Consider the following 26,579-nt stretch of genomic DNA (forward strand, 5'->3'; position numbering starts at 1 on the left):
AATTTTTACTCCTCAAAGCTGAGTCCGTCTAGAGCGTGACAACTCTATGGACTATGATCTTCAATTCGCTGGATGGGGACCAGACTACGGGAATGCATTGTCATTCACCGACCTTTGGATCACCGATGGCGGAAGCAACAGAATGGGCTACTCTAACCCAGAATACGATAAGCTGATCAAAGCAGCTCAAGGCGAACTTGCTACTGACGAAAAAGCGCAGTGGGAAGCACAACAAGATGCAGAAAAAATCATGCTTGCTGAAGATTATGGTTTAGCGCCTGTTTACCAGCGTGCAGCCAATATCCTTCTTAACCCGAATGTAAAAGGACTTGCAATCTATAACTACGGTCCTGATTACTCGTTCCAATGGATAACCATCGAGGGCGAATAATAATAAAGCATATTTCTTATTTCAGAGTGTAATAATTCTGAGGATAGAAAGAGAGTATATCTAGATATACTCTCTTTTTCCCTGTAAACAATTTGTCGAACAATAAGGAAAATTGAAATTATACAGGAGGTGCACCCAAATGGCAAAATACCTGTTAAAAAGGGTACTTTATATGTTTTTGACTCTTTTCATCATTGCGTCCCTAACATTTTTCTTAATGAAAATCATTCCTGGAACGCCTTTTGCAAGTGCGAATAAATTGGGTCCTGCACAAATGGAAATCATGAAGGCAAAGTATGGTCTCGATCAGCCAGTACCTGTCCAGTATGCTAAATATATTGGCAATTTGCTGCGAGGAGATTTAGGTATTTCTTTCCAGTTTAATAATACTCCAGTTACCGACCTGATGCTTAAACGTTTAGGCCCTTCCATGCAGTTAGGTGCCCAAGCGATGTTGCTTGGTACAATTGTGGGTATTGTACTAGGTATTTTTGCTGCAATCAGACAAAATACGTGGGTTGATTACAGTTCCACTTTTATCGCAGTATTGGGTAAGTCGATACCGAACTTCGTCTTTGCAGGGTTGCTGCAATATTTTGTTGGGGTAAAATTAGGCTGGTTTCCGGTATTATTCTGGCGAGGTTTCGAATATACCATCATGCCAACTATTGCTCTTTCTATGCTCCCAATCGCAATTGCTGCCCGATTTATGCGTACAGAAATGATTGAAGTATTAGGTTCAGACTATATCATGCTGGCAAAAGCTAAAGGTGCGAGTTTCTTTGAGATTGCGTTCAAGCATGCTTTAAGAAACGCGCTGATCCCGCTCGTAACGGTTCTTGGACCTTTGGCTATCTCTTTAATGACTGGTTCACTAGTAGTGGAAAAGATTTTTGCGATCCCTGGCCTTGGAGAACAATTTGTAAAATCGATTACAGTTAATGATTACCCTGTTATTATGGGTACAACCATTTTATTTGCAGCTTTGTTTGTAGTGATCATCCTAGTGGTGGATATTCTTTATGGAATCATCGATCCTCGGATCAGGCTGTCTGGAGGTAGTAAGTAATGGCTGACTTTGAAGCAAAAATTCCTAATGATCGTTTCAGGCCGGCGGGAGTCGATTCTACAAAGAGTGAGGAAATAAATAAACCGAGCTTAACCTTTTGGCAAGACGCATGGATGCGCGTTCGTAAAAACAAAGGGGCGGTAGTAAGCTTAATAGTTTTGGCTTTGTTAATCATTATGGCGTTTACTGGTCCATTGATAAGTGGGAAAGAATTTGACACGCAAAATGTAAGTCATAACAATTTGCCGCCAAAAATTCAGGGGCTGGAAAACATCAGTTGGCTTCCGTTCGATGGAATCAAAACGAACAAAGCAGGCAAGGAAATCGACACGTATGAAATAAATAATGTGAATGAATATTACTGGTTCGGCACAGACGCATTAGGGCGAGACCTGTTCACACGTGTTTGGAAAGGGACTCAAATCTCTTTATATATTGCTTTTTTGGCAGCTGTCATTGATATGATCATCGGTGTTGCATATGGCTCGATATCTGGTTACTACGGTGGCAGGCTGGACAATGTGATGCAGCGGATTACAGAAATCCTTGTTGGTATTCCAACAATGATCGTTGTTATCTTGATGATTCTTGTATTGCAGCCAGGTATTATTTCGATAACGGTTGCCTTGACGATTACAGGCTGGGTAGGTATGGCCCGTGTAGTACGTGCTCAGACGCTTAAACTTAAGGAGCAGGAATTTGTCCTTGCTTCTAAAACACTTGGAAACAGCGATGGCAAGATCATCTCGAAGCATTTATTGCCCAACCTTGCCGGTGTCATAATTATCAATACAATGTTTACGATTCCGAATGCGGTTTTCTTTGAGGCGTTCCTAAGCTTTATCGGACTTGGTCTACAGGATCCTTATGCATCACTGGGTACATTAATTGATGAAGGATTTAAAGTGCTAAGGTTGCACCCGCATGAGATGATAATTCCAGCTGTTATCATCAGTATTATCATGATTACGTTCAATATGCTGGCAGACGGATTGCGCGATGCGCTTGATCCGAAAATGCGCGATTAAGGGGCAGGTGAATGTATTATGGAAAATATTTTGGAAGTTAAGGATTTAAATATATCCTTCCATACATTCGCGGGCGAAGTGAAAGCAATCCGCGGTGTGAACTTTGAGTTAAAAAAAGGGGAAACTCTTGCAATTGTTGGTGAGTCTGGATCTGGTAAATCGGTAACGACTAAAGCGATCATGAGATTATTGCCTCCTGGAAATTCCCAAATCAAGCAAGGGGAAATCCTGTTTGAGGGAAAAGACTTAACAAAATTATCCGATAGACAAATGCAAAAAATCCGTGGCCAGGATATTTCGATGATCTTCCAAGATCCAATGACGTCTTTGAATCCAACAATGACAGTTGGCAAACAGATCATGGAACCCTTGATTAAGCATCAAAATATGAGTAAATCAGCTGCTAGAGAACGTGCTGTACAGCTCTTGAAGCTGGTTGGAATTCCAAAACCAGAATTGCGCGTAAAACAATATCCGCACCAATTCTCAGGCGGGATGAGACAAAGGGTCGTAATCGCAATTGCTTTGGCATGCAATCCGAAGGTGTTAATTGCAGATGAACCAACGACTGCTTTGGATGTTACGATTCAGGCACAAATTTTGGAACTGATGAAAGATTTGCAGCAAAAAATTGATACTTCCATCATTTTCATTACTCATGACCTAGGAGTAGTTGCAAACGTCGCGGACCGGGTAGCAGTTATGTATGGTGGGAAAATAGTTGAAATTGGGACTGTTGATGAAGTTTTTTACAATCCGCAACATCCATACACTTGGGGATTGATCAGTTCCATGCCAAGTTTGGATGCAAAAGATGGGGAACTATATGCAATCCCTGGGACACCACCAGACTTATTGCATCCGCCAAAAGGTGATGCATTTGCTCCGCGAAATGAATATGCAATGCAAATCGATTTAGAGGAACAGCCTCCGATGTTTAAAGTGTCTGATACACATTATGCTGCCACCTGGCTGTTGCATCCCGATGCTCCTAAGGTAGAACCGCCGGAAGCAGTGAAGAGCAGAATGCGCAAATTCATGGGCATGAAATAACTGAAGGAGGAGGACTGGCTGATGGAGAATCGAGAAAAGCTTCTTGAAATAAAAAATTTGAAGCAATACTTCAATATGGGACAACAGAATGAAGTGAGAGCGATTGATGGAATCACTTTTGATATTTATAAGGGAGAAACTCTTGGGTTGGTTGGAGAATCAGGCTGTGGGAAGTCCACAACTGGACGAACAATCATCAGGCTATACGAAGCGACAGATGGAGAGGTCCTTTATAAGGGAGAAAATGTACATGGCAAGAAAAACAAAAAGGATTTAAAAAAATTCAACAGAAGCATGCAAATGATTTTCCAAGATCCTTACGCTTCCTTGAACCCAAGGATGAAGGTATCTGATGTGATTGCCGAGGGCATTGATATTCATGGACTGGCAAAAACAAAGCAAGAAAGAATGGAAATGGTATATGAACTCCTTGAAACAGTGGGCTTAAATAGAGAACATGCCAATCGATACCCACATGAATTTTCAGGTGGGCAAAGACAGCGTATCGGAATTGCGCGTGCACTTGCCGTACAGCCTGAATTTATAATTGCAGACGAACCAATTTCCGCTTTAGATGTTTCTATTCAGGCACAGGTCGTGAACCTGTTGAAGAAACTGCAGCGTGAAAAAGGGTTAACATACTTGTTTATCGCACACGATCTTTCAATGGTTAAATATATCAGTGATCGAATTGGGGTCATGTATTTTGGTAAGCTAGTGGAATTAACGACTGCTGAAGAATTGTACAAACATCCACTGCATCCTTATACTCAATCATTGCTGTCAGCGATCCCGCTGCCAGACCCTGAATCAGAGCGAACACGGAGACGTAAAACTTATGATTCGAATATCCATCAGTATGCAGATGGAGAAGAAGTAAAAATGCGTGAGGTAGTGCCGGGGCATTATGTTTATTGCTCTGAAAAAGAACTAAACCAATATCAACAGCAATACGTCAAGTAGTCGGAGTATAACAGATGCCTGCAACAATCGAATAGCACCCCTTAAACGAATAAAAAGCCTGGTTGGATTGGTAAAATCCTGCCAGGCTTTTCATATTATTCGATTTTCTTCATAATAATAAGTTATAATAATAGAGAATATGGATTACTTCTTGCTGCCGCCAACATTTTTCCAGCCGTTTTGTAGCCTGGTTGATTGATTGACGAATTCATTTCTTTTATTCCCACTAAAGAACCTGGTGCCGATTCCATTCGTAATGACGCCAATTGTTGCGGTAATACCCACGATCAGCAAAGCAATGATAGTTAAATCCATAATGTAACCGCCCATGATAAACCTCCACCTTTTTTTCACATACTTGAGTTAATTCATGATCTGTATATCTTTAGTTTAAAAGAATTGTAAGCGTATGAAAAGAACTTTATTAAGAAAAAATAATATCAACATTATGATCATGAGTATATAGGAAAAGCTGGAAGCTTATCGGGTGGAATAAACTGTAAAGGAGATAAGCAATGCATTGGTATGAAAAATTGAATCAGTATTTCCCGATTGAGGAGATGAAATCAAAGGAGCACATGGAAACTTTATTACAGGAGCGCCCTGAAATTTATCAAAAAAATGAAGGACCGGGGCATGTTCTTATGTATGTTGAAACCGATGATTTCGTATTCATTGATTATTTATTTGTCTCAAAGGATACTCGAGGTCAAGGGCTTGGTCATAAACTGATTGAAAAGCTCAAAGAGAAAGAGAAGCCGATCATTCTGGAAGTCGAGCCAGTGAATTATGAAGACACAGATTCAGAAAAACGTCTTCGCTTCTATAAAAGGGAAGGGTTTGAACATGCCCGGACAATTGGGTACAGACGCAGATCACTGGCAACAAATGAAATCAATGAAATGGAAATTTTATATTGGTCACCAAATAAAGCTTCAGAAGAAATGGTGTATGAAGCAATGAAAAAAACCTATAACATGGTTCATACTTATAAGGATCAGGCGTTTTACGGGGAGTCCTACCAGCCGGTGGAAGAAGTACTTACGCTTGAAAATAAACGGGATGACTTATTGCAAGATTTATAATCATAAACGCAATCAGGAGGAAAGACCTGATTGCGTTTTCATTATAACGACCTTAAATGAGAATAAAAAAAGCGAGAAAAAATGTTTAAGCAGATCAAAAACGGGTATATTTAAGTAAATTGCGAATTTTGTATACTGACGGTCAAAATCACTAAAGATTTTTCGTATATTTATATGGACGGACAGCAAAGGAGATGAAAAATATTCATTAATAATGAAACTTTTCTCCATTTCATTCGTTATATATAAAGAAGACAGAAATTTTACATAGTACTGTGTAATTTTTAGAAAAAGGATACCTTTTCGAGTCTTTATGGTGTATAATAAACATTATAAAATTAAACTTATTATTATTTAATAAATGCCAGTCATTTGAAACAAATAATAGATAAGTAAATCTTAAGGAGTGTGAATTACCAATGGTCACTTTATACACTTCACCAAGTTGTACTTCATGCAGAAAAGCAAAAATATGGCTTGAAGATCATGAAATTCCCTACACGGAAAGAAACATTTTTTCAGAACCTTTGTCCATTGATGAAATAAAGGAAATACTTCGAATGACTGAGGATGGAACGGATGAAATCATTTCCACTCGTTCAAAGACATTTCAAAAATTAGATGTAAATCTTGAGGCTATGCCATTACAGGAATTGTTTGGAATCATCAAAGAAAATCCAGGCTTGCTACGCCGCCCAATCATTATCGATGAAAAGCGCCTGCAGGTTGGTTACAATGAAGATGAAATCAGGCGCTTTCTGCCTCGTAAAGTACGTACATTCCAATTGCGCGAAGCTCAACGTCTAGTAAATTAAATGATAAAGCTCCCGATTTTTGGGAGCTTTTTGTTGTTATAATGGAAATGCTAAAAGCATAATGTACATTAGGTCATCAAAAGTCAGCCAGACAAATTGAAAATAAGCAAGCTTTCTGTTAAAATAAAAAGAATACTTCCATTTTGCAATTGTTTGGTTGTCATTATATTTTTCTCTGAACGATTATCAGTGAGAGGCGCATTTTAGGCACTAAACGATAAAAAAAAGCTTTTTGCAAAAATGGGTAGATTTTTTATTTCCAAAATGGCGGTTTATAACATAAAATGAATGTACAAGATTATTCAATTTACCTTCCTTTAATGATAACAAGTTGCTATTAAGGGTAATAGATATGGACCAACTGCTTTTTGGGGGTATTAGTCCCTTCAAATCTTTGCCTGGAAGGGAGAGAAAGCGAATGGAAATCGAACGTATTAATGAGAATACAGTAAAGTTCTACATTTCATATATGGACATCGAGGAACGCGGCTTTGACCGGGAGGAAATCTGGTATAATCGGGATCGCAGTGAAGAACTTTTCTGGGAGATGATGGATGAGGTCCATACGGAAGAAGATTTTATGGTTGAAGGTCCATTATGGATCCAGGTCCAGGCCCTGGAGAAAGGTCTGGAGATACTGGTAACAAAAGCTCAATTGTCTAAAAGTGGATCGAACTTTGAACTGCCGCTCCCGAACGATAAATTGGGTGATATACCAGTTGATGAGCGAATCGAAGAGCTTCTTGACCATCAATTTAATCCAAAAGGATTGGATGAGGAAGAAAATTCCTTGGAAGATGAGCTTGAATTCTTGATGTATTTTAAGGACTTTGAGGATATCATTTCTCTATCAAAGCGGCCAGGAATTGATAAACTCAAAACAAGCTTGTACAGTTATTCTGAGAAATATTTTTTATACATTGAATTTTCCGAAGAAGAATTTGAAGATGAAGAGGAAATCGATAATATTCTAAGTGTTCTGCTTGAATATGGGCAAGAGTCAGGCTTAACGATTCATCGTCTCCATGAATATGGAAACAGGATTATCGAAAACGATGTCTTTCAAGTCATAAGAAAGTATTTTTCTTGATTGCATGGCCGATTTCAGAAATGAAATCGGCCTTTTTACAGTGAGCATACTACAATTTCACAATGGTGCTCTTTTGAATAATGTTGTATGAATCCTATCGTAAAATAGAAACGTATACATACAGTGGTTTGGAAAAATCAGAAGCTGGAAAACAGGTGGTTATCGTGAAGAATACAGTTAGGATTTTAACGTTTTTAGTCATTTTAGCAGGTGTCTATTATTTGTTTTATGAGAAGCTTGATACTGTATATCTTGGATACATAAGTATTTTCATGACATTGACAGTAGTTTTTATCAGCTTTGTGATCTTCCTCGAGAATCGTCATCCTGCCCAGACTTTAACGTGGATAGTTGTTCTCGGTGGTTTTCCGGTTGTTGGTTTCGTCTTTTATTTATTATTTGGCCGGAACCATCGGAAGGAAAAAATGTATCGCCGCAAATACTTTCTAGATAAACAAACTTTTACACGAATCGAAGGAGATAGTGATAGGGCGAACAAATCAAGGATGCTTGAAATGGAAGAAGATCACCGGCGGTTGTTCCACCTTGCCCAGAAGCTTGGGAACAGCCCAATATCCTTTGCAACTTCTACAAAAGTGTTGACTAACGGGCATGAAACCTTTAGCCATATTCTCGCCGAATTGAAAAAGGCAGCCCACCATATACATATGGAATATTATATTGTGCGGGATGACGGAATTGGCCATGAGATTAAGAATATTTTAATAGAAAAAGCCGAAAAAGGCGTGAAGGTAAGATTCCTATATGATTCGGTTGGATCATGGAAGCTTTCCAAAAAGTTTCTTGCGGATTTGATTGGCGCTGGTGTAGAGGTGGTCGAATTTGGTCCTGTTCGCCTGCCGTTTCTGAACAGCAAGTTCAATTTCCGGAACCATAGAAAAATCATTGTAATTGATGGGACAGTCGGGTTTGTAGGAGGATTGAATATTGGAGATGAGTATCTAGGGAGAAAGAAGGAATTTGGTTTTTGGCGGGACACGCATTTAATGGCAAAAGGAGAGGCTGTGCGCAGCCTGCAGCTGATTTTCTTGCAGGATTGGTATTATATGACGAATGATAGCTTGCTGACGGCGGAATATTTATCGCCTGTACTGGAAGATAACACTCATGGTGGAGTCCAAATGATTGCTGGTGGCCCAGATAATGAGTGGAGTGTGATTAAAAATATTTTTTTCTCGATGATTTCGTCGGCGGATAAATCAGTCTGGATTGCCTCTCCATATTTTATTCCGGATGAAGATATTTTTAGTGCGATCAAAGTAGCTGCTCTAAGCGGCCTTGATGTTAGGCTGCTAGTCCCAAAAAGGCCGGATAAACGAATTGTCTTCTTCGCTTCGAGGTCATATTTTCCAGAGCTTCTTGATGCGGGTGTCAAAATTTATGAATACGAAAAAGGGTTTATGCACAGCAAAATTGTCATTGTTGACGGCCAGCTTGCTTCTATCGGCACGTCCAATATGGATATGAGAAGCTTCCACCTGAACTTCGAGGTCAATGCGTTCCTCTATAAAACAAACAGCACCTGGAAACTAGTCGAGGAGTTCCAAAAGGATATTCAGATTTCAAAGGAAATTGACTTAGATGATTTCAATAAACGCAATATTGGGTACAGGCTTCTCGAATCCACCTCAAGGCTTCTGTCTCCCATGCTTTAACAGTCCGATTTATTTTATACTGTTTTTTTGTGAACATTTTGTTAATTTTTATAAGGAAGAAAGGAATCATTCCTTTATCCCCGAATTATATAAGGGAAAGGAGGTTCCTTTATGTTAGTGGCAAATAAGCGCAATGGGGAAGTGTTTTCCCTTGCAAATGGTAAGACCAAACAAGAATTGGTGGAGCTCAAATCTCGGGAAAAGTTTTACTGTCCCGATTGCGGAGAGGAGGTAATCATGAAGCTTGGCAGCAAAAAAATTTGGCATTTCTCCCATACCGTAAGCACAAGCTGTCAGTTTGAATACGATCGAGAATCAGAGTACCACCTAGCTGGCAAGCTAAAACTGTATAATTGGCTGAGAAGTCAGGGAATCGATGCTGAGCTTGAAAAATTCGACCAGGAGATGAAGCAGAAACCAGATATTGCATTTGATTGGAACGATCAAAAATATGCACTGGAGTTTCAATGTTCCGTTATTCAAGCGGATATTTTCGAAAAAAGAACAAAAACCTATCTGGAGCATAATGTGATTCCGATATGGATTGCAGCAGAAAATCTGATCAATCGTAAATCCCATATGATAGTATCTATGAATCATTTCCTCTATCTTTTTCTGCGAAGTCCCAATCTCGCATGGACCATCACTGCTTTTTGTCCTATCACAAATCAACTCATCACCCTTCATGACATCATTCCAATTTCCGCACGAAAGGCAATCGCCATTTTAGAAGGAAAAAATCTTAGTCAAGCGTCAATGGAGGATGTTCTTAGTCCAAATGGTAGGCAGTATTCTTTCATTAAACTTTGGCAAACAGAAAATCAAAAGTTGAAATCTAGCTATTTGATGAATCCCGGCGCCTGGCAAAATCGTTTTTTAAAAGAATTATACCGCAATCGTCTCAGTCTTTTCGCTCTCCCCGCTGTACTAGGATTGCCTGTTCGCTTCAGTCCATATATCGAAACACCATCCTTTATCTGGCAAACTTATTTATATCTCGATGTATTTCGTCATCATAAAGCAGGGGAATTCATTCATTATGCACGAATTCGTGCCGCCTTTGCTAACAGAGTCAAAAAAGGAGAGATCAAGCTCAGGACTCTGCCTGCTGCCGGGGAAAGAGATTCATGGTATGCTTTAGCGGATTACGTGTTTCTGTTAACAAAGGTTGGGTACCTGGAAAAAATTAATTCGGGGATGGTGAAAGTAACAAAAGAAATGAAGATTCCGGCTTCGCTTAGCTGCCAGTTGGAGGAGGAGGACAATTTTTTTGCGGAGTATGAAAATCATATTGTTCACTCTATATTCATTTCACATGAAAAAGGGAGTTCAAGAGTAAACTAAGAAAGTTAACGAAAAACTTTTCCAATCTCTTTCTTTTTTTTTGAAGGAAATAAAAGTCGATTATCGAATAGATAGGATAGAAGAATGTTTTTCGAATCCCGAAATTTTGTTAGGAGGATCCATATGGCGAATGAATCGAGCGTAACTAAATTGCCGTCAAGAGAGGAAGCAGCAACAGAGCATACGTGGAGACTGGAAGATATTTTCGCGAGTGATGATGCTTGGGAAAAAGAATTCAATGAAGTGAAGTTATTGCTTCCTTCTGTCCAGGAGTACCAGGGAAAGCTAGGGGAAAGCGCTGAACAGCTTTATGCCGTGCTCCAATTGCAGGATAAGCTGCTAGAGCGCCTTGGCAGACTATATACATATTCACACATGCGCTATGACCAGGATACAACGAATTCTTTTTATCAAGGACTAGATGATCGGATCAAGAATCTCTATTCCCAGGCAGGAAGTGCTCTGGCTTTTATAGTTCCGGAAATCCTGGCCATTGCAGAAGAAAAGATCAAAGGCTTTTTGCAGGAAAAAGAAGACCTGAAGCTATATGAGCAGGCTTTAGAAGAAATCAATCTTCAGCGTCCGCATGTCCTTTCTGCCGAAGCGGAAGCCCTGCTGGCACAAGCAGGAGAGGTAATGAGCTCGCCGTCCAATACTTTTGGCATGTTGAATAATGCGGATTTGGAGTTCCCTACCATTAAGGACGAGAACGGGGAAGAAGTGGAAATTACTCATGGCCGTTACATCCGTTTCCTTGAAAGTGAGGATCGCAGAGTACGCGAGGATGCCTTCAAAGCGGTTTTTAAAACATATGGCAGCTTCAAGAATACATTTTCTAGTACTTTGAATGGCAATATTAAAAAGGATAATTTCAATGCCCGAATCCGTAATTACCACTCTGCGAGGCATGCTGCCCTCGCTGCGAATAATATCCCTGAAAGTGTCTATGAAAACCTGGTGAACACTGTGAACGATCATCTGCATTTGCTTCACCGATATGTGAAACTTCGCAGGAAAGTTTTGGGGCTGGAAAAGCTTCATATGTATGATCTTTACACGCCGTTAGTGAAGGATGTGAAAATGGATATTCCTTATGGAGAGGCGAAAAATTATGTCCTGAAAGGCTTAGAGCCACTAGGGGAGGAATACAACAAAGTCCTTCAAGAAGGCTTTGAAAATCGCTGGGTCGATGTTTATGAGAATAAAGGGAAGCGAAGCGGTGCCTATTCGTCAGGTGCGTACGGCACAAATCCTTATATCCTGATGAATTGGCAGGACAATGTGAATAATTTGTTCACGCTTGCGCATGAGTTCGGACATTCCGTCCATAGCTATTACACTAGAAAAACACAACCATATCCATATGGAAACTATTCGATTTTTGTGGCAGAAGTAGCTTCTACTTGCAATGAAGCGCTTTTGAATGATTTTATGCTGAAAACGATCGATGATGAGCAGAAGCGAGTGTATCTATTGAATCACTATCTTGAAGGCTTCAGAGGAACAGTATTCAGACAGACGATGTTTGCTGAATTTGAACATATGATTCATCAGAAAGCCCAGAATAATGAAGCCTTGACAGCTGATTCTCTGACAAAGGATTATTATGAGCTCAACAAAAAATATTTCGGAGAAGAAGATATTATCATTGATGAAGAAATCGGATTAGAATGGTCGAGGATTCCGCATTTCTATTACAATTACTATGTTTACCAGTACGCGACAGGCTTCAGTGCAGCGACAGCGTTAAGCAAGCAGATTCTTACAGAAGGACAGCCGGCTGTCGAGCGCTATCTGGAATTCCTGAAATCGGGCAGCTCAGACTATCCAATTGAAGTATTAAAAAAGGCAGGAGTCGATATGACAAGCTCGAAGCCAATTGAAGAAGCTTTGAAGGTATTTGAAGAAAAGCTGAACGAAATGGAAGCTTTGCTTAATTAAAACAAAGAACCGGCTGCCCAGGTGCAGCCGGTTCTTTCTTACAGATGAGGATTTTAATGAGTTATCTGATGGAATGCTTGCATAAGGGTATCTTTCCGCTCGAAAGATGCCATTTTGGCAGTTGTGTTTCCCAAATTGCTATATTATGCAACGCTTGTCGGAGCTGATCAAGGCGCCATGAGCTTTTCTTAGAATCCTCTAAACTTTTTTCGGTTATTTACATAGATCAGTAAAATAAAAAGGGCGAAAAATAGAAGCGGGGAAGTCAGGTATAATGGGAGAAGATGCATCAATCCTCCGATTTGAAGACCAAAGGAAAAAAAGAGGAAGACTGCCATAAAAAAAAGAGCTATTTTGTCCAAAACCATCACTCCCTGATATGTTTTATACTTGATCTATATGCTTCTGTTCAGATGATGATGATGAGTATTTGACAATATTGTGAAATAACACACAAGTGCATTGTTATTCTTGTTTCATCTATGGTATATTTAGTGCGTGAAGTTGATCACAAGCAAACATTTACCCCTTTGTTTGACCGTGAAAAATTTCTCCCATCCCCTTTGTTCGTATAAAATAGAAAAAAGACTTTGTAGTTGGAGCTGCAAGGTCTTTTTTTTCCTGCCTAATAACCACTTGAATGTAATAAACGATAAAAAGCGACAAAAAAATGACCTAGCAATTGCAAGGTCATCCTTCTAAATATCGCCAGAACATCCCATACTTTGCTGGGATTTGTTCGACAATTTGCTTTAACATCAGTTTCTTTAGTTCCTTCTCAGCCTGGGGCACCGTCATGTCGTATACGACGGCCACTTCTTTGGAGGCAACCATTTTATACTGTTGCAGAAACTGTTCCAGGCTTGGCGGTTGGGCCGCGTCCGGTTTTTGCTGGAGCATTTCTTCAAGAATCTGGACGTATACCTCATATGGATAAAGTCCGGTAATCTTGATGCCTTCTTCTTCTACATTCGCATTGAAAAAGACAAGCGTAGGGATTTCTTGAACGCCCATTTCATTCGTGATTTTCAAATCACACTGAAATGTCTTGGCGGCTGTTTCAGAATGTATATCTGTTACGAATTCCTCTACATCCAAACCAACGCTTCTAGCACATGATTTCAGCACATCAAAGTTCGAGACATTCTGTTTTTCAAGAAACAGCACTTCCTGGAGCTTGCGCAGGAATCGGATGCCTTTCTTTTTTCCCTGTAGTTCTGCCGATTTAATGGCGATCGACGCTAAATAAGGGGACGAAACAGGGTTTTCATACCAAAGAGAGCCATCGCAGGACATGCCAGTTCTGCATGCTGTTTTTTCCCAAAGATCAGCAATTGTTTCGTATCCTTTTTTTCGATTCATATTCAAGGTGGCAAGACGGCCGCTTAATACATGCTTGATGGAAAAATACTTGCCGTATTCGATCTGCAACTTTTTGATGATTGGCTCTAAAGCCCAGCATTCCGGGCAAAGCGGATCAATGAACATATAAATTTCGATAGGCTTCTTATCTAAGCAATGGCAATCTTCTGCAGGATCATAGCTTAAAAGATTTTCGCGGCTGAGTTTCATGTGTTCTCACCGGTTTCAGTATCTGGGGTATTGATCATATGCTGTGCGGTAAGATAGAGCCTGGCAAAAAAATCCTCCCTGACAGAACTTTCGAGACCCACTTCATCCATGGCTTCCGACATGCAGCCAAGCCATGCTTTCGCCCTGGTTGGTGTGATTTCGAAAGGCTGATGTCTGGCCCGAAGCATCGGATGGCCATGTTCGTTCGTATACAAAGGCGGGCCGCCTAAATATTGAGTCAAAAACTGCTTTTGTTTACGGGCAGTTTCCGTTAAGTCGTCCGGGAAGATAGGAGCAAGATCAGGATGCATTCCAACACGGCGGTAAAAAGCATCGACCAGCCGGTGAAGGGTTCCTTCGCCAATGGCTTCGAATGGTAAGGTCTTATTCTCAACCATATTGATAACTCCTTTAAAATAGATTTTAGAATCTGCATGGATATTATGCTATTAATTGTAGCAATGCTGTATTTATATCTCAAACAATCGGCTTGTGTTCAATGATAAAAGCCTTTTGTATTTCATGAAAAGCTGTTCGCTATATTAATTTACACAAAAAAGCCGCCTGTTACCACTGACAGGCGGGCAAAAATTGATGGAAGTATTATCCTTTTAGCTGGAATAAATATCGGTTATTTGTCGTACATAGTTCTCCGTTTCCTTGAATGGTGGAATTCCACCATATTTATCAACATTTCCAGGGCCAGCATTATAGGCTGCAAGAGCGAGATCGACTTGATAATCGTACTTGTCGAGCAGCTGTTTTAGGTACTTAGCGCCTCCTTGGATATTTTCAGCAGGATCAAAAATATTTTTGACTCCAAGGTCTCTGGCGGTCGCAGGCATCAGCTGCATCAATCCGGACGCGCCAGCATGGCTTACAGCGTTTGGATTAAAATTAGATTCCTTTTGAATAACCGATTTGATCAGCTTTGCTGGTACAGAAAACATAGCGGCTGCCTGATCAATTAAACCATCAAAATTCGCATTACTATTGGTCGCGATTTTTGTAAGTTGAATAGGAGGGAGCGTTTGCGCAATGTTCTGCTTCGATAAATTAGAGGAGCCGACTGCTGCCAGAGCATCCTCGAATAGTTCATCCAGCTTTGTGGCCGTGGCACCAAGGGCAGTGCTCTGATCATTCAAAATGCCAGAAAGCATGTCCTGGAACAGACCACTTGCCGATTGTCCTGGATTGGAATGGAAATTTTGAAGCGCCTGCAACTCAAGCATCGCTTTTAACTGATCAATATTCATTATGATTCTCCTGCCTGATCTACTCTCTTATAAGAGGGGGTACTTTTTAGCATAAAAACGTTTGATCTTATTATCGGTATGTCGAACAGGTATGTTTAGATCAGTTAGTAAATTGGAAAAAATCTGCAATCCTTCTGAAGCATCTGTTACTTCATATTCTAGCTCAAAATCTTCTGTATTGAAATAAAAACTATGGTCTAGGACGAGTAATCCTTCTTTATACCTAAATTCTGCGCGCATCGTCGTCAGCGAGCCGAAATATTGCAGCTGCTCGCTATCGTGAATGAAGGAGGACACAGCGTCCTTCACCTCGCCCTCAGGCAATTTGCCTGTTATCAAGGCTTCCTTTTTCTGTGCATCCGTCAGAATTTGATTTGTTTCGAGCAATCCCTGTTGTGCAGGCTGCTTTAATGTCAGTTCAAACTCATGGTCTTTTTCCCTGATTCGCAATGCCGATCCACTATCCTTCAAGGTAAATGAAGGAGTATCAAAATAATGATTGACCTGCTTTTTAAAGTGACCAGCTTCCAGTTTGAAGTAGCTTAACAGAAAGTTGAATTCTGTCTCTGTCAGCAGATTCTTATATTCGATTTCTATATTCTGGCTCATCTTTGTCCGCCTTTCCCAATAAACTATTCTTATTATCTCGCGAAATCCTGTTGGCTTCAATCTTTAGTAGAAAATGGTTCATTATGATAAAATAAAAAGGATTATGGAGGTTGAAAAAAATGAGCAAAAAGATTATTGTCACCGAGGCAAAAGTAGAAAAGGAAGAGCTCCTGCTCTTGACAGACATGGAGACACAAATAGCAAGCCTTCGAGCAACGGGGCAAATGCTGGTGGATTCCGATCAATTATCATTTATTTATATTGTTGAAAAGGAAGATGAATATCAATATATCACCATTCCTGAGGTGGTCTGGAGTTCTATTCAGCAAGGTCTTCAGTACGGGTCGGAAATAGTTCTTGCAAATCCAAGTGGCAAGCTTAAATTGGATAAATTCCGGGTTGAACTGGAATATTTGATTGAAAACATAACAGGGAACAGCAACTATGGAGAGGAAATGGTCGCGAAAGTGGAACAGCTTTTTGCTGCACCTTCAGCTTAAACTTCGTGAAAAGAACAGGATGAGGTGATGAATGTGAAACACTGGGAACAATTTTTAGAACCTTATAACCATGCAGTGGAAGAGTTGAAGGTAAAGCTTAAAGGAATTCGAAGCCAATATGAGCTTCATTCCGACCATTCGCCAATTGAATTTGTCACGGGAAGGGTAAAGCCAATCGCAAGCATACTAGATAAAGCCCATCAAAAAGGAATTTCGCTCGATAAACTTGATTCTGAAATGCAGGACATTGCCGGATTGAGAATCATGTGCCAGTTTGTTGATGATATTAAGACAGTTGTTGAACTATTAAGAATCAGAAATGATTTTGAAATAGTCGAGGAAAGAGATTATATTTCGCATAAAAAAGCAAGCGGTTATCGCTCTTACCATGTAGTCATCCGCTATCCAGTTCAGACGATCAGGGGCGAACGAAAGATTCTCGCAGAAATCCAGATCAGAACGCTGGCAATGAATTTTTGGGCAACAGTGGAGCATTCATTGAATTATAAGTACAAAGGGCTGTTTCCGGAAGATATTAAAACCAGGCTGCAGCGGGCTGCCGAGGCTGCATTCCGCCTGGATGAAGAGATGTCGACAATACGGGGAGAAATTCAAGATGCACAAGCTTTTTTTACCCGAAAAAAAGAAATGCAGCAGGATGGGAAGAAATAGTCTAAATTCGATTTGCAGGGGTGAGGGATGACATGAAATTTGCGATTACTACAAAGGGGGATACACGGTCCAATACATTGATGCAAAAAATGAGGACGTATCTTTTGGACTTTGATCTAATCTATGATGAAGACCAGCCTGATATTTGTCTTTCTGTCGGCGGCGATGGCACGCTTTTGTATGCCTTTCACCGATACAGCAGCAGGCTGGATAAAACTGCATTCATTGGAGTACATACAGGGCACCTCGGTTTTTACGCCGACTGGGTTCCTGAAGAAATTGAAAAGCTTGTCATTGCCGTAGCAAAAACGCCGTACCAGGTGATTGAGTACCCGCTGCTCGAGGTCATTATAAGGTATCAGCACGGCGGCAGGGAAACAAGGTATTTGGCACTGAATGAATCCACGGTTAAATCCGTGGAAGGTACCTTGGTTATGGATGTTGAAATTAGGGGCCAGCATTTCGAACGCTTCCGAGGGGATGGATTATGTGTATCGACGCCATCAGGAAGTACCGCTTATAATAAAGCATTAGGTGGGGCTATCCTGCATCCGTCTCTAAGGGCGATCCAGGTAGCAGAAATGGCTTCCATCAACAACCGGGTGTTCCGGACAGTTGGATCCCCGCTGATCCTTCCTGATCACCATACATGTACTTTGAAACCAGTCAACGGGCAGGATTTTCAAGTGACAGTTGACCATTTAACCCTATTGCATAAGGATGTAAAGTCCATTCAATTCAGAGTAGCAGATGAAAAAATTCGGTTCGCGCGTTTCCGCCCCTTCCCATTCTGGAAAAGGGTGCATGATTCCTTTATTTCTGATAGTGACTAGCAATCATAACTGTAAGTTACTTGTGGAACGATAAAAATAAAACAACTAAGACGACAGGAGCCGCTGACATGGCAAAAAACTTCACGTTGGATTTTGTTGCCGGGATTGCGGATGAGGGAAAAATGCTCAGAGAATTCCTTAAACAAATGGAAATCTCTAAAACGGCGCTGACTGATATTAAATATAACGGTGGCGTCATTTCCGTCAATGGCCAGGATGTAACTGTCAGGTACAGATTGAAGGCGGATGATAAAGTCAAAATTAAATTTCCTCCTGAAATTCCGTCGGAAGGGATGAAGGGAGAAAAAATCTCACTTGCTATTCTTTATGAGGATGAGTATGTATTGGTGGTTAACAAGCCTTCAGGGATGAATACCATCCCTTCTAGGGAGCATCCTTTTGGCAGCCTGGCAAATGGATTGATCGGGTATTATGAAAATAATGATATTTCTGCAACAACCCATATTGTTACACGGCTTGACAGAGATACGTCAGGGCTAGTTCTGATCGCAAAACATAGCCATGTCCATCATTTACTCGGAAAGCAGCAGCGCTCTGGCGGTGTACATCGCAGCTATGAGGCATTTGCTGAAGGCATTATTGAGCAGGATGAGGGAATGATTGAAGCTCCGATTGCAAGAAAACCTGACAGCATCATTGAACGGCAAGTCCATGCTGATGGGCAATACGCCTGTACGATGTTTAAAGTGGCTGGACGATATGGAACGTTCACTCATCTACACCTCCAACTGAAGACCGGTAGGACCCACCAAATCCGAGTACACATGAGCTTTATCGGTCATCCGCTGCTTGGTGATACTCTATATGGTGGCCAAAAAAAAATTGTAACAAGACAGGCATTGCACTGCCGCGAACTGTTTTTCATCCATCCTTTTTTCGATAAGGAAATGCACTTCACCGCAAGTCTTCCAAATGATATGCAGGAAGTGCTGGAAAAGAAACTATACCGAAAGGAAAGGAGGTAAGGCGAATGTCTGAAGACCGTCAAGAATCGGCGTCCAGGCAGCAAATTAATTCAGAGCTGTTGTTGGCAGCACTTTACTCAAATAAATTAGAGGAGTTCCGAGCGGAATTTTTAGATCTGCATCCATACGATCAGGCTGAATTTTTCAGTAAACTTGTGGACGAGGATCGTGCGAAAATATATAATTTCCTTTCACCTGAAGAGATGGCGGATCTTTTCGAGAACCTGGAAGCAGATGAAGAGAATTTTAAAGATGTATTGGCACAGATGAATCCGAACTATGCTGCTGACATGCTGTCAAATATGTATGCAGATGACGCGGTGGATGTCCTAAACGAGCTGGATAAAGACCAAGTTGCCAGTTATTTAACAATTATGAACGAGGAAGCAGCGAAGGAAATCAAAGACTTGCTGCATTATGAAGAATATACAGCAGGAAGTATTATGACGACAGAGTTTATTGCGATATCTGCCAATCAGACGGTCAGGTCAGCCATGTACATCCTGAAAAAAGAAGCACCAAGAGCAGAAACGATTTACTATATTTTTGTTGTCGATGAAGAGAAAAGGCTTGCTGGAGTCATCTCCCTGAGAGACTTGATCGTGGCTGATGATGAGACGATGATCGGTGAAGTGATGAATGACCGGGTTGTTTCCGTATCGGTAGGGGAGGATCAGGAAGAAGTAGCTCGGATGATGCGGGATTATAACTTTCTCGCCCTTCCTGTCGTTGATTTTCAAAATCATTTGCTTGGAATCATCACGGTTGATGACATCATGGACGTTATGGAGGAAGAGGCATCGGATGATTATTCAAAGCTGGCTGGTATTGCAGACTTAGACACGATTGACCGGAATCCATTTACAGCAGCTAAGAAACGACTGCCATGGCTGATCATTTTACTGTTTTTAGGGATGTTTTCAGCGAGCTTGATTGGAAGATTTGAAGAAACACTTGATAAGGTTGCAATTTTGGCAATCTTCATTCCCTTAATCGCCGGAATGGCAGGAAACACCGGTACTCAGGCACTCGCAGTGGCAGTCAGGGGAATTGCAACCGGCGATCTTGAAAAAGAAAACAAATGGAGCATTATCCTCAGGGAAGCTGGTACAGGATTGATTACCGGAGCGGTATGCGGGATTCTGGTTGCCGCTGTTGTTTATTTTTGGAAAGGCGAATTTTTTCTCGGGCTATTAGTTGGCATTTCGATCTTTATTACTCTGATCATCGCGACACTGGCTGGGTCGCTTGTTCCGCTGCTGATGCACAGATTGAAAGTGGACCCTGCAGTTGCATCAGGTCCATTTATCACTACGATCAATGATATTATCAGCATTTTGATTTACTTTGGAATGGCTAAAATATTCATGAGGTTTCTAATTTAAACAAGAGGAGGGAGCAAATGGAACAGCATGCCTCGATTACATCACTTGTAATTGTCATGGTCGTAGCATTCATCACACCTATTATTTTACATCGCTTAAAATTAACTATCATCCCTGTAGTAGTCGCTGAAATCATCATGGGTTTGCTGATCGGTAAAAGTGGCTTCAATATTGTCCATGAGGATGCATGGCTAAGCACACTGTCAACTTTAGGATTTCTGTTCCTGATGTTCTTGAGTGGGTTGGAAATTGATTTTACTGCTTTTTCAGGCAATAAAAAGCAAACGAGCAGAAGGGCCAATGAAAAAAAAGAACCAAATACATTCGTGGTCGCTTTGATCATCTTCATAGGTATTTTCATTGTCTCATTGGGTTTATCGTACTTATTCGTACTTGCTGGTTTTATCGAAAATATGTTTTTAATGACATTGATCATTTCCACGATCTCGCTCGGAGTTGTGGTGCCAACCTTAAAGGATGCCCATTTAATGAAAACGAATATTGGCCAGATAATTTTACTGGTGGCGGTAATTGCTGACTTGGCAACGATGATATTGCTCGCTGTCTTTGTTTCGATTTATGGTGGAGGAGAAGGAAACACTTGGCTGTTGCTTGTTCTGTTCGCTGCGGGAGTCTTGCTGTACTTTGTCGGCAGAACTTTCAAGAACCGAAGCTTTATCAATGCACTTTCAACAGGAACAACACAGATTGGCACGCGTGCTGTCTTTGCCTTGATCATTTTGCTGGTTGCCATCTCTGAAACAGTTGGCGCCGAAAATATTCTGGGAGCATTCCTCGCAGGTGTTCTTGTGTCCCTGCTTGCTCCGGATCAGGAAATGGTCCATAAGCTTGATTCATTTGGCTACGGATTTCTGATTCCGATTTTTTTCGTAATGGTCGGTGTGGATCTGGATGTTTGGTCCTTATTTAGTGACAAAAAGCTGTTGGTGCTAATTCCGTTATTGCTTTTGGCATTATTTTTATCAAAATTGATCCCAGTCTTTCTGCTCAAGAAATGGTACGGTACAAAGACGGTTTTGGCAGCGGGCTTCTTGCTGACTTCTACTCTGTCGCTAGTCATTGCAGCTGCAACTATTGGTGAAAGAATGGAAATGATCACTGCAGGGATGAGCGGAACACTGATTCTGGTCGCAGTTATTTCCAGTGTTTTGACACCAATTTTATTCAAAAAGTTATTTCCAGAAGAAAAGGCTGAGAATATGAAAGTCAAGGTGGCATTTATTGGTGCCAACCAGATGACACTCCCGGTTTCTAGAGCCCTTCACTCTTCATTATATGAACCGGTCATCTATCATACAAAACAAGATAAAGCGGAGAAACTAGCTGACACTGTGTTCGAAATAATGGAAATGGAGAATTATGAACTTGAAACACTTGTAAAGGTGGAAGTGTTTGATGCGGATATTATGGTGATTTCTACGGGGGACTATCATCTCAATGCGACCATCGCTGTAAGCGCGAAGGAACATGGGGTGGAACGAGTTATTGCGAGAATAGAAAGTCTGGACCTTGCCGAGCAAGCCCAGGAAGAGGGAATTGAAGTTTTCTCTGTTCTTCGTTCAACGGAGATGCTGTTGCGTGCGATGATTGAATCACCGGGTGTCCTGACAATCCTGACCCAACAGGAAAATTCGCTGCATGAAATAAGGATGCTTAATGATCATTTTGACGGCATGACATTAAGACGGTTTCCATTCACCGGGGATGTCATCTTTGTCCGCATCCTGCGGGAGAATGAATCGATCGTGCCTCATGGAGATACTGAAATGCGCCTAAAAGACCGTTTGATCGTTACAGGTTCAAAAGAATATGTTGATGAACTAAAAAGGGAACTCGAATTTTGTTTTTGGTGCTGAGTTTGTAACGATCTCCGCCTATCCGGCGGGTTATTCTTTCCAAAAAAATGAATATAGTGTAGAATTAGCACTAGGTACTAATAACTTATATTAATAAGGGGATAGGGAAAAATGACTTTTTCATTAAGTGGTAAAACGTATGTAGTAATGGGTGTAGCCAATAAACGGAGCATCGCCTGGGGGATTGCTCAATCTCTCCACAATGCCGGTGCAAATTTAATTTTCACCTATGCAGGTGAGCGTCTGGAGAAAAATGTCCGGGAACTTGCGGAATCACTGAATCAAAATTATTCCGTTTTCCCATGCGATGTGACAAGTGACGAAGATGTCGCGAAATGCTTTACAGAAATAAAAGAAGCAGCAGGCTCGATTGATGGTGTTGCCCACTGCATCGCATTCGCAAACAAAGAAGAGCTACAAGGGGACTATATGAATGTAACCCGTGATGGCTTTCTGCTTGCCCAAAATATCAGCGCATATTCCTTGACAGCTGTAGCCAAAGAAGCGAAAGAGCTAATGACAGATGGCGGAAGTATCGTGACTATGACTTATATAGGCGGGGAGCGCGCGATTCCAAATTATAATGTGATGGGAGTGGCAAAAGCCGCGCTTGATGCCAGTGTCCGTTATCTTGCTGCGGATTTAGGTAAGCATAATATTCGGGTAAACTCGATTTCAGCCGGTCCAATCCGCACCCTATCTGCTAAAGGCGTAAGTGATTTTAATTTGATTTTGAAGGAAATTGAAGAGAAAGCCCCGCTTCGACGCCATACTACTCCGGAAGAAGTTGGCGATACAGCAGTTTTCCTATTTAGCGATATGTCCAGAGGAATTACAGGAGAAAATATTCATGTAGATTCTGGATTTCATATTCTTTAATCGATTCCCTCGCTTCTATTTGAAGCGAGGGTTTTTTAACAAAGACTGTCTTTTTGTTTCTACTGGTAAAACTTTATGATGTCCATTCAACACCTGCACTCTAGCCGCATACAAATACATAGGACGGATTTAGATAATAGGTGAAAAGGAGAAGGATGGACATGTCAAAAAACACAAATACATCAAAGCCTTTGTTGTTTATCAGCCAGCCGGAATGGCAGACAGCAGAGTCTAATATGCAATCAATATTCTATATTAAATTAAAAGAAAAACAGCAAGAGCTGGCAACCATAGTTGAACTAGAAAAGGGCAGTGAACAGCCTGCAATCGTTCAAATGCAAGAGGATCAACTGGATTCCAATTCCGAAAAGGCTGCGCAACTGATGGCAGAAGGGAATGCAAGCAAGGAAAGCGAGTTGCCGGTTGAGCTGGTTCCTGAAGCGCTTGATTCTGATGAACCAGCAGATGAAGAAAATAAACAGCAAATCATTTTACCGATCGACCAAATGAGAGCGGAAATGAAGCAGATGCTGGATGGCGATCCTGCTTCAACAGGGAATCAGGAAGCCGAGACAGAAACGCAAGCAAAACCGAAAGCAGATCCTCAATTAGTTCAAATGTTCCTGAAAGATCTGATCCCGAAAGCCGATGAGGATCTGATCAAAAATATTCAAGAAGGAAACCTCGATTCACTTGAGAAAAGACTGGTCACTGTTGACAATGACAGCCAGGAAAAATTGGCAACAGACGAGGTAGATTATAAAGAACTAAAGCAAACGATTTCAAGATTGGCGCGGTATCCAAATGTAATTAAAAAGCCGTTTTGCGAAGCGAGTGTGAACGGAAAAAAAATCAAATTTCAAGTTGAGAGCAAACGCGGCGACATCGTAAGGCTCCGAATCGGTAAAAAGATCCAGGAATGCAATATTGTCGACCTCGTTGACTTTAAAATGATATAAGAAAAAGGGCGCCGATCAGGCGCCCTTTTTGCGTTCCTTTTAAGAATGATTCATGCTGTAATGATAAACAAAAAGGCTGTTTCTTCTTACGGAAACAGCCTTTTCGTTTTATAGCAAATCTTGTGGGAAAAGGCATGATACGCCGCAGAAGCAGTTGAGATCGACTGTGATGCACACTTCAGTGCGAACCAATGCAGTAGCGGTAGCTAGCCCTGATAAAGGGGTACCGCCTAATGGTGTTCCATCCTCAAGGATTTCCAGTACAGCGCAGCATGTTTCAGGATCCACTTCGACTACCCTGAAAATATAGCCGGATACGGGTGCGAATGGTGTTCCAACAACCCCAGTTCTTGCTACCCCTAGCCCTTCAAATGGAGCACATGTACCTTTACAATACAGGATGACTGGAATCGTGTCAGCAGTCCCGTTCACCACTCCGTTTAATAACTCCTGGATCGCTGTTGCACAGCTATCCGTGCAGCCTGAGCTTGGACTTACCTTTTCTTGGGCTTCAACAATCGCTAACAATGTATCACACACGCAGTTGCTTGTGTAGTATTCAGAACCACAACCCATGGTTTCTCCTCCTTATATTAATTAATATTTTCTTTAACAGAGTATGTTTTTACGGGTAAGGTGGAATAAGTAAAACGCCCAATTTGGATGAATTCATCAAATTAGCCAAGCTTGAAAGGAAAAAGTAGAGACAGCGTAATCCCGCGTTCTTAGAGTCCGACCATATCAACATTCATCCATTCCTTTTTAAGTAAAAAAAACTGTTCTTTTTTCATAACACATCAGAACGATTGTCAGAAACTGGGACATACGTATATTTTTTGTCCACTCTGGACAATTAACCACTCCAACATATTCCTTTTACATATATAAGTATTGATAGCAAAAAAGTTAAATTTGAAAGGAGAATGAATCATGCATATTGATAATTTCCCTCCGGTAGCTTTTCCTAGTGGAGTTTCCTCAACGGGTTTATGGACGGTCCTCCTCTATTACTATCAGAATGGAGCGATCATCCCAGAAGTGTATGTAAGAAATACCCAGCAGACAACGACTCTTGATTTAGTTGCTGTCAGGATCGTGACATTAGGAACAGATTTTGTCATCTTTGAACAAGTTACCTCTCCTGGCGTTGGTCTTATCCTCGTCATGATCGAGGATATCATTGCAATAGACCTTCCTTCTTAAGAAACAAGCAGGGCCTTCTAACAGAGGGCCCCGTTTTAATGAAATGAAAAATTTCTTATTGAGGGGGCGCGCATATGATCGAAACCCTGGAGACAAATGGGAAACTAAACATCTTGTTCTTGACGAAAAACTTTGAAAATCGGATGGAGAAAAGCAGCAAATATTTAGCGGATGAATTAAGCAAGTATGCTTTTCTTGTCCAATATGGCGAGGATGGAAACATCCATGAAATCCTTGCAGAACTTGGTTTTACCCCTGATTTTATTTTGTTGAATGATTTTAAATACGATTATTGCCCGTTTGTCTGGGGATTCGCCGATTTAGATATTCCAGTCGGGGCGATCGTGCATGATATAAAATACAAATTAAAACACAGAAAAAATTTTTATGAAAAAGAAAATATTCGCTACTTATTCACACATTATCGCAATGCTTCGTACAACTATCTTCCTGAATTCCGAGAAAGGTTCATTTGGACTCCCCACCATGTGCCAACGGATATTTTTTATGATTATCAATTAGAAAAAGAGATCGATTTTTTAATGATCGGTGCAATCTTCCCGAAGCTTTATCCAGAAAGAGTAAAAATGCTCGAAATCATGCAAAGAGAAAAAGGTTTTGTGTACTTTGGCCATCCAGGATATAAGGATTTATCTGGGAAAGAGGCTGTACTGATTGGTGAAGCTTACGCCAAGCAATTGAATAAGGCTAAAATTTTCCTTACTTGCGATTCGGTTGAGCACTTTCCATTGATGAAATACTTTGAAGCTCTGGCTTCTAATACGCTGCTTCTTGCTAGCGCTTCTGATGAGTTAACCGAGCTTGGCTTCGTTGACGGTGAGACTTTTGTTTCGGTGACTTCAGACAACGTCAGAGAAAAGGCACTATATTTTTTGGAGAATGAACAGGAGCGGAGAGCAATTGCACAGGCTGGATTTAAAATGGTGAACAGCAGGCACACCACAGAAAAACGGGCAAAAGAGCTGTTGAAAAAAATCGAAGAGATTGTAACAAAATAAAGGTCAAAAGACTCCTGGAAAAAGGGAGTCTTTTATTTATAGATAAGATGAAACCGGGAAAAGAGGTTACCAATGAGCCGTATTGGTGCTAAAAAGACCTTTTCACATAAATACACCTGGCATATGATCTCCGTTCTGAATAAGTTCCGTCTCAAGCAGGAGAACAAAACGGCGAGTAGAAAGGTGCTTGCGCTTTTTTTGTAATATCAGAATTTATATGTTTAGCCTTTTTTGCAATTGATGGAAAATCGAGGCATAGAGCCAAATATTCTTAAACGAATCTTTTTTTGTTGATAGACCCCGAAGGCGAAAAACGTCTCGAGGAGTTAGCGGCAAACGGCTTGCCTAAGCGTTGGGCTATGTGCTAATGCTGG

Annotated in this window: 27 protein-coding genes; 21 read left to right on the forward strand and 6 right to left on the reverse strand. The window is 40.9% G+C overall.

The features are described 5' to 3' along the window. Positions 1 to 46: 46 nt before the first annotated feature. From UB32_RS18160 to UB32_RS18180, 5 genes are all read left to right on the forward strand, one after another. On the forward strand, positions 47 to 391 hold the full coding sequence (locus UB32_RS18160) for a hypothetical protein (protein ID WP_044396489.1): 345 nt from the start codon (positions 47 to 49) through the stop codon (positions 389 to 391). Positions 392 to 530: 139 nt separating this feature from the next. Then, entirely contained in the window at positions 531 to 1,460 is a 930-nt protein-coding gene (gene opp3b / locus UB32_RS18165) for an oligopeptide ABC transporter permease (protein ID WP_044396490.1), read from the forward strand. Then, positions 1,460 to 2,488 (forward strand): oligopeptide ABC transporter permease, encoded by a 1,029-nt coding sequence (gene opp3C, locus UB32_RS18170; protein WP_044396491.1) that lies wholly within the window; start codon positions 1,460 to 1,462, stop codon positions 2,486 to 2,488. The genes opp3b and opp3C overlap by 1 nt, the downstream gene beginning before the upstream one ends. A gap of 18 nt (positions 2,489 to 2,506) precedes the next feature. Continuing rightward, positions 2,507 to 3,541, forward strand: a complete 1,035-nt coding sequence (locus UB32_RS18175) for an ABC transporter ATP-binding protein (RefSeq protein ID WP_044396492.1) — start codon at positions 2,507 to 2,509, stop codon at positions 3,539 to 3,541. A 21-nt stretch (positions 3,542 to 3,562) separates the two neighbouring features. After that, entirely contained in the window at positions 3,563 to 4,504 is a 942-nt protein-coding gene (locus UB32_RS18180) for an ABC transporter ATP-binding protein (RefSeq protein ID WP_044396494.1), read from the forward strand. A gap of 144 nt (positions 4,505 to 4,648) precedes the next feature. Here UB32_RS18180 and UB32_RS18185 read toward each other — a convergent pair whose 3' ends face one another. Continuing rightward, positions 4,649 to 4,834: a hypothetical protein gene (locus tag UB32_RS18185; RefSeq protein ID WP_044396495.1), complete on the reverse strand. Its 186-nt coding sequence runs from the start codon at positions 4,832 to 4,834 to the stop codon at positions 4,649 to 4,651. Between the two features lie 185 nt (positions 4,835 to 5,019). Between UB32_RS18185 and UB32_RS18190 the strand changes: the two genes are divergently transcribed. From UB32_RS18190 to pepF, 6 genes are all read left to right on the forward strand, one after another. Continuing rightward, the gene (locus UB32_RS18190; RefSeq protein WP_044396496.1) at positions 5,020 to 5,589 is read left to right on the forward strand and encodes a GNAT family N-acetyltransferase; all 570 of its coding nucleotides are present in this window, start codon (positions 5,020 to 5,022) and stop codon (positions 5,587 to 5,589) included. 419 nt (positions 5,590 to 6,008) lie between these two features. Continuing rightward, positions 6,009 to 6,404, forward strand: coding sequence for a transcriptional regulator SpxA (gene spxA / locus UB32_RS18195; RefSeq protein ID WP_044396497.1), 396 nt, complete (start codon positions 6,009 to 6,011; stop codon positions 6,402 to 6,404). 418 nt (positions 6,405 to 6,822) lie between these two features. Continuing rightward, entirely contained in the window at positions 6,823 to 7,494 is a 672-nt protein-coding gene (gene mecA, locus UB32_RS18200; RefSeq protein ID WP_044396498.1) for an adaptor protein MecA, read from the forward strand. Between the two features lie 164 nt (positions 7,495 to 7,658). Beyond that, positions 7,659 to 9,170, forward strand: coding sequence for a cardiolipin synthase (gene cls / locus UB32_RS18205; RefSeq protein ID WP_044396521.1), 1,512 nt, complete (start codon positions 7,659 to 7,661; stop codon positions 9,168 to 9,170). A 111-nt stretch (positions 9,171 to 9,281) separates the two neighbouring features. Then, positions 9,282 to 10,514: a competence protein CoiA gene (locus UB32_RS19140; protein WP_052807106.1), complete on the forward strand. Its 1,233-nt coding sequence runs from the start codon at positions 9,282 to 9,284 to the stop codon at positions 10,512 to 10,514. Positions 10,515 to 10,637: 123 nt separating this feature from the next. Further along, positions 10,638 to 12,455: an oligoendopeptidase F gene (gene pepF / locus UB32_RS18215; protein WP_044396501.1), complete on the forward strand. Its 1,818-nt coding sequence runs from the start codon at positions 10,638 to 10,640 to the stop codon at positions 12,453 to 12,455. Between the two features lie 690 nt (positions 12,456 to 13,145). Here the strand turns inward: pepF and UB32_RS18225 are convergent. The 4 genes from UB32_RS18225 to UB32_RS18240 form a co-directional block, all read right to left on the reverse strand. Then, positions 13,146 to 14,027, reverse strand: coding sequence for a ClpXP adapter SpxH family protein (locus UB32_RS18225; RefSeq protein ID WP_044396504.1), 882 nt, complete (start codon positions 14,025 to 14,027; stop codon positions 13,146 to 13,148). Continuing rightward, entirely contained in the window at positions 14,024 to 14,425 is a 402-nt protein-coding gene (locus UB32_RS18230) for a globin (RefSeq protein WP_044396505.1), read from the reverse strand. Before UB32_RS18230 ends, UB32_RS18225 begins: the two co-directional genes overlap by 4 nt. A gap of 213 nt (positions 14,426 to 14,638) precedes the next feature. Continuing rightward, positions 14,639 to 15,283 carry a lytic transglycosylase domain-containing protein gene (locus tag UB32_RS18235; RefSeq protein ID WP_044396506.1) on the reverse strand — a complete coding sequence of 215 codons (645 nt, stop codon included), beginning with the start codon at positions 15,281 to 15,283 and terminating at the stop codon, positions 14,639 to 14,641. A 27-nt stretch (positions 15,284 to 15,310) separates the two neighbouring features. Next, positions 15,311 to 15,892, reverse strand: a complete 582-nt coding sequence (locus UB32_RS18240) for a CYTH domain-containing protein (RefSeq protein ID WP_044396507.1) — start codon at positions 15,890 to 15,892, stop codon at positions 15,311 to 15,313. Positions 15,893 to 16,011: 119 nt separating this feature from the next. Here UB32_RS18240 and UB32_RS18245 point away from each other — a divergent pair, with 119 nt between their 5' ends. The 8 genes from UB32_RS18245 (at position 16,012) to UB32_RS18280 (ending at position 23,983) form a co-directional block, all read left to right on the forward strand. Next, entirely contained in the window at positions 16,012 to 16,392 is a 381-nt protein-coding gene (locus UB32_RS18245) for a hypothetical protein (protein WP_044396508.1), read from the forward strand. Between the two features lie 27 nt (positions 16,393 to 16,419). Next, positions 16,420 to 17,064, forward strand: coding sequence for a GTP pyrophosphokinase (locus tag UB32_RS18250; protein ID WP_198528220.1), 645 nt, complete (start codon positions 16,420 to 16,422; stop codon positions 17,062 to 17,064). Positions 17,065 to 17,096: 32 nt separating this feature from the next. Then, positions 17,097 to 17,897: an NAD kinase gene (locus tag UB32_RS18255; protein WP_044396509.1), complete on the forward strand. Its 801-nt coding sequence runs from the start codon at positions 17,097 to 17,099 to the stop codon at positions 17,895 to 17,897. A gap of 68 nt (positions 17,898 to 17,965) precedes the next feature. Continuing rightward, positions 17,966 to 18,883 (forward strand): RluA family pseudouridine synthase, encoded by a 918-nt coding sequence (locus UB32_RS18260; protein WP_044396511.1) that lies wholly within the window; start codon positions 17,966 to 17,968, stop codon positions 18,881 to 18,883. Positions 18,884 to 18,888: 5 nt separating this feature from the next. Beyond that, on the forward strand, positions 18,889 to 20,268 hold the full coding sequence (gene mgtE, locus UB32_RS18265) for a magnesium transporter (RefSeq protein ID WP_044396513.1): 1,380 nt from the start codon (positions 18,889 to 18,891) through the stop codon (positions 20,266 to 20,268). Between the two features lie 17 nt (positions 20,269 to 20,285). Beyond that, positions 20,286 to 22,145 carry a monovalent cation:proton antiporter family protein gene (locus UB32_RS18270; protein WP_044396514.1) on the forward strand — a complete coding sequence of 620 codons (1,860 nt, stop codon included), beginning with the start codon at positions 20,286 to 20,288 and terminating at the stop codon, positions 22,143 to 22,145. A gap of 111 nt (positions 22,146 to 22,256) precedes the next feature. Further along, positions 22,257 to 23,024, forward strand: a complete 768-nt coding sequence (fabI, locus tag UB32_RS18275) for an enoyl-ACP reductase FabI (protein WP_044396515.1) — start codon at positions 22,257 to 22,259, stop codon at positions 23,022 to 23,024. A 161-nt stretch (positions 23,025 to 23,185) separates the two neighbouring features. Continuing rightward, positions 23,186 to 23,983 (forward strand): hypothetical protein, encoded by a 798-nt coding sequence (locus UB32_RS18280; protein ID WP_044396516.1) that lies wholly within the window; start codon positions 23,186 to 23,188, stop codon positions 23,981 to 23,983. A gap of 108 nt (positions 23,984 to 24,091) precedes the next feature. On the opposite strand, the gene UB32_RS18285 is transcribed toward UB32_RS18280, so the two are convergent. Beyond that, positions 24,092 to 24,559 (reverse strand): CotY/CotZ family spore coat protein, encoded by a 468-nt coding sequence (locus tag UB32_RS18285; RefSeq protein WP_044396518.1) that lies wholly within the window; start codon positions 24,557 to 24,559, stop codon positions 24,092 to 24,094. 354 nt (positions 24,560 to 24,913) lie between these two features. On the opposite strand from UB32_RS18285, the gene UB32_RS18290 reads away from it, so the two are divergent. Then, positions 24,914 to 25,186 (forward strand): hypothetical protein, encoded by a 273-nt coding sequence (locus UB32_RS18290; protein ID WP_044396519.1) that lies wholly within the window; start codon positions 24,914 to 24,916, stop codon positions 25,184 to 25,186. 74 nt (positions 25,187 to 25,260) lie between these two features. Further along, entirely contained in the window at positions 25,261 to 26,205 is a 945-nt protein-coding gene (locus tag UB32_RS18295; RefSeq protein WP_044396520.1) for a glycosyltransferase, read from the forward strand. Positions 26,206 to 26,579 lie beyond the last annotated feature (374 nt).

Origin of the sequence: Mesobacillus subterraneus, from assembly GCF_000934845.1 — a bacterium.
GTDB classification, from domain to species: domain Bacteria; phylum Bacillota; class Bacilli; order Bacillales; family Cytobacillaceae; genus Mesobacillus; species Mesobacillus stamsii.

Bases quoted from the DNA above. Each gene is read 5' to 3' on its own strand.
- mgtE (WP_044396513.1), top strand. From the start codon at position 18,889: ATGTCTGAAGACCGTCAAGAATCGGCGTCCAGGCAGCAAATTAATTCA.
- UB32_RS18185 (WP_044396495.1), bottom strand. From the start codon at position 4,834: ATGGGCGGTTACATTATGGATTTAACTATCATTGCTTTGCTGATCGTG.
- UB32_RS18250 (WP_198528220.1), top strand. From the start codon at position 16,420: ATGAATGTGAAACACTGGGAACAATTTTTAGAACCTTATAACCATGCA.
- opp3C (WP_044396491.1), top strand. From the start codon at position 1,460: ATGGCTGACTTTGAAGCAAAAATTCCTAATGATCGTTTCAGGCCGGCG.
- UB32_RS18280 (WP_044396516.1), top strand. From the start codon at position 23,186: ATGTCAAAAAACACAAATACATCAAAGCCTTTGTTGTTTATCAGCCAG.
- spxA (WP_044396497.1), top strand. From the start codon at position 6,009: ATGGTCACTTTATACACTTCACCAAGTTGTACTTCATGCAGAAAAGCA.
- opp3b (WP_044396490.1), top strand. From the start codon at position 531: ATGGCAAAATACCTGTTAAAAAGGGTACTTTATATGTTTTTGACTCTT.
- UB32_RS18235 (WP_044396506.1), bottom strand. From the start codon at position 15,283: ATGAATATTGATCAGTTAAAAGCGATGCTTGAGTTGCAGGCGCTTCAA.
- UB32_RS18245 (WP_044396508.1), top strand. From the start codon at position 16,012: ATGAGCAAAAAGATTATTGTCACCGAGGCAAAAGTAGAAAAGGAAGAG.
- fabI (WP_044396515.1), top strand. From the start codon at position 22,257: ATGACTTTTTCATTAAGTGGTAAAACGTATGTAGTAATGGGTGTAGCC.
- UB32_RS18270 (WP_044396514.1), top strand. From the start codon at position 20,286: ATGGAACAGCATGCCTCGATTACATCACTTGTAATTGTCATGGTCGTA.
- UB32_RS18160 (WP_044396489.1), top strand. From the start codon at position 47: ATGGACTATGATCTTCAATTCGCTGGATGGGGACCAGACTACGGGAAT.
- UB32_RS18175 (WP_044396492.1), top strand. From the start codon at position 2,507: ATGGAAAATATTTTGGAAGTTAAGGATTTAAATATATCCTTCCATACA.
- pepF (WP_044396501.1), top strand. From the start codon at position 10,638: ATGGCGAATGAATCGAGCGTAACTAAATTGCCGTCAAGAGAGGAAGCA.
- UB32_RS18190 (WP_044396496.1), top strand. From the start codon at position 5,020: ATGCATTGGTATGAAAAATTGAATCAGTATTTCCCGATTGAGGAGATG.
- mecA (WP_044396498.1), top strand. From the start codon at position 6,823: ATGGAAATCGAACGTATTAATGAGAATACAGTAAAGTTCTACATTTCA.
- UB32_RS18230 (WP_044396505.1), bottom strand. From the start codon at position 14,425: ATGGTTGAGAATAAGACCTTACCATTCGAAGCCATTGGCGAAGGAACC.
- UB32_RS18295 (WP_044396520.1), top strand. From the start codon at position 25,261: ATGATCGAAACCCTGGAGACAAATGGGAAACTAAACATCTTGTTCTTG.
- UB32_RS18285 (WP_044396518.1), bottom strand. From the start codon at position 24,559: ATGGGTTGTGGTTCTGAATACTACACAAGCAACTGCGTGTGTGATACA.
- UB32_RS18240 (WP_044396507.1), bottom strand. From the start codon at position 15,892: ATGAGCCAGAATATAGAAATCGAATATAAGAATCTGCTGACAGAGACA.
- UB32_RS18260 (WP_044396511.1), top strand. From the start codon at position 17,966: ATGGCAAAAAACTTCACGTTGGATTTTGTTGCCGGGATTGCGGATGAG.
- UB32_RS18290 (WP_044396519.1), top strand. From the start codon at position 24,914: ATGCATATTGATAATTTCCCTCCGGTAGCTTTTCCTAGTGGAGTTTCC.
- UB32_RS18180 (WP_044396494.1), top strand. From the start codon at position 3,563: ATGGAGAATCGAGAAAAGCTTCTTGAAATAAAAAATTTGAAGCAATAC.
- UB32_RS18255 (WP_044396509.1), top strand. From the start codon at position 17,097: ATGAAATTTGCGATTACTACAAAGGGGGATACACGGTCCAATACATTG.
- UB32_RS19140 (WP_052807106.1), top strand. From the start codon at position 9,282: ATGTTAGTGGCAAATAAGCGCAATGGGGAAGTGTTTTCCCTTGCAAAT.
- UB32_RS18225 (WP_044396504.1), bottom strand. From the start codon at position 14,027: ATGAAACTCAGCCGCGAAAATCTTTTAAGCTATGATCCTGCAGAAGAT.